Consider the following 2,039-nt stretch of genomic DNA (forward strand, 5'->3'; position numbering starts at 1 on the left):
AAGCTTTCTGGCGTTTTTAAAATTATATGATAAACAATACAAGCATTCCTTTTCAAACTATAGATTGGAGTAGTGTTCCACGTACTGAACATGCTGGAGAAACGGGTATGGCTTATTGGCAGACGATGCAGTTCAAAGGATTACGCATAAGGTATGTTGAGTACTCTCAAAACTATAAAGCTGATCATTGGTGTGAAAAAGGCCATATTGTTTATTGTCTTAAAGGCGAAGTGACTAATAAGTTAAAAAATGGAGAGACAACCACTTTACATGAAGGCATGTCGTATGTTGTTTCTGATGGATTGAGTGCTCATCGTTCAATAACTAAGCAAGGCGTTCATTTATTAATTATTGACGGTAACTTTTTAGCGGAAAGTAATTAAATTATTCGATAATAACATTATAATTTGGTAGGGTGGCTAATAGCTGCTTGCCATAAAACTTAGTAGTAAGGCGATTGTCAAAAATGGTAATTTTTCCAGTATCAGTTTCAGTTCGAATTAAACGACCACAAGCCTGAATTAACCTAAGAGAAGCATCTGGTAGTGAGATCTCCATAAATGGATTACGATTCTGAGATTGTAAATAATCTGCCAAGGTTTTGTCAATTGGAGAGCTGGGTACGCTAAAACGTAGCTTTACAATAACCACATGAGTAAGATTGTCGCCCTTAAGGTCAACCCCTTCAGCAAAGCTATCAAGTCCAAAGATCACACTACCTTGGTTTTTTTGACGCAGTGCGGTGTGTTTTTCTATAATGACTTTCTTGGGGTATTCGCCTTGGATGAATAAAGTGCAGTCAAGCTTAGTTTCAATCATATCTGCCACCATTTGCATTTGCTTGTTAGAGGCAAATAACACCAAAGTTCCTTGTGTGCTGTCGATGCGCTTAAGTAGCTGTTCGGCAACCTCTTGAGTGTGATCATATACTTGAGTAGGGTTGGCTTTAAATTTAGCAATAACAAAATCAACTTGGTCAAATATAAAAGGGGAGGGTAGGCGCAGATACTGATTCTCAGGTTTTATCAATCCTAATTGCTTGTTGAGTCTGTCAAAACTACCCAAAGAGGATAGCGTTGCAGAGGTTAGTACCACGCCTGCAGCCTTTGACCAAATCAAGGAATTTAAATTACTGGAAATATCAGTTTGTGCACTGCAGAGACTGTAATTAGTTTTTTTATTGGTCAGTATATTTTTCTCAATCCAGCGAGAGTGGGGCGATTGAGCGTTGTCATCGCTTGCTAAAAAAGAAGATAATAATTCTACAATGCTAAGTAGATGCTGTTCACATTCGCCACTGGCATTATTAATCGGATCAACAATGGATTTATCCACCACTTTAATTTTTAAATAATCTCCCCAGGACCCTCTTAGAATGGAAAATTTATTTTGAATATCAGCAACTGAAATAAACAGATTTTTAGCAATATCCTTGATTGAACTATCCACTTGACCTTGGTCAAATAGATAAACATCCTCGTCAAATTCTAGGGTTTTTAATAGAATGCTAAGATCGGCAACATAGTCATCCACTTGTTTGATGTTGACATCAGCACTATTTTGACCAGTGATCTTACACATTTGATCACTTACGCCCTTGGCTTGACGAATACTGGTTTTAATAAACTCAGTATTCGTTGTTAATGAGAAATGTGAAAGTGCTTTCGAGCTAAGATGGTGTGCCTCATCAAAGATAAAGATGGATTCATCTACGTTTGGAAGTACAGTATTGCCAGTAGCAAGATCAGCCAATACTAAATCATGGTTGGCAATAATGACATCAGCCTTAGTAATTTTTTTGCGCGCTGTGAAAAAAGCACAATCTTGATAAAATTCACAGCTTTTTGCCGTGCAAGTAAAACGATTACAATTAATTTTTCCCCAAATATCATGCCCAGGTGCACGCATTAAATCATCGATTTCACCATTCCATTTTTTAGCTGAATAATCTTCAAGCAACTCAGCCATTTGTTCTAATTGATATTTTCCAGGTGGCTCATCAAATAATAAAGTGTTATCAAAAAGAGAGTTATCAGAAG

2 protein-coding genes are annotated in these 2,039 nt (G+C 37.0%); one reads left to right on the forward strand and one right to left on the reverse strand.

Annotated features, from left to right (window positions below):
* The first annotated feature begins 29 nt into the window (after positions 1 to 29).
* Complete coding sequence (locus BTHERMOSOX_RS10660) at positions 30 to 383, forward strand: DHCW motif cupin fold protein (RefSeq protein ID WP_171004752.1); 354 nt, start codon at positions 30 to 32, stop codon at positions 381 to 383.
* A 1-nt stretch (position 384) separates the two neighbouring features.
* Here BTHERMOSOX_RS10660 and BTHERMOSOX_RS10665 read toward each other — a convergent pair.
* Positions 385 to 2,039 (reverse strand): helicase C-terminal domain-containing protein (locus BTHERMOSOX_RS10665; RefSeq protein WP_138121118.1); only part of this gene is annotated, 1,655 nt, incomplete at its 5' end.

Origin of the sequence: Bathymodiolus heckerae thiotrophic gill symbiont, assembly GCF_900128515.1 — a bacterium.
Classification (GTDB): domain Bacteria; phylum Pseudomonadota; class Gammaproteobacteria; order PS1; family Pseudothioglobaceae; genus Thioglobus_A.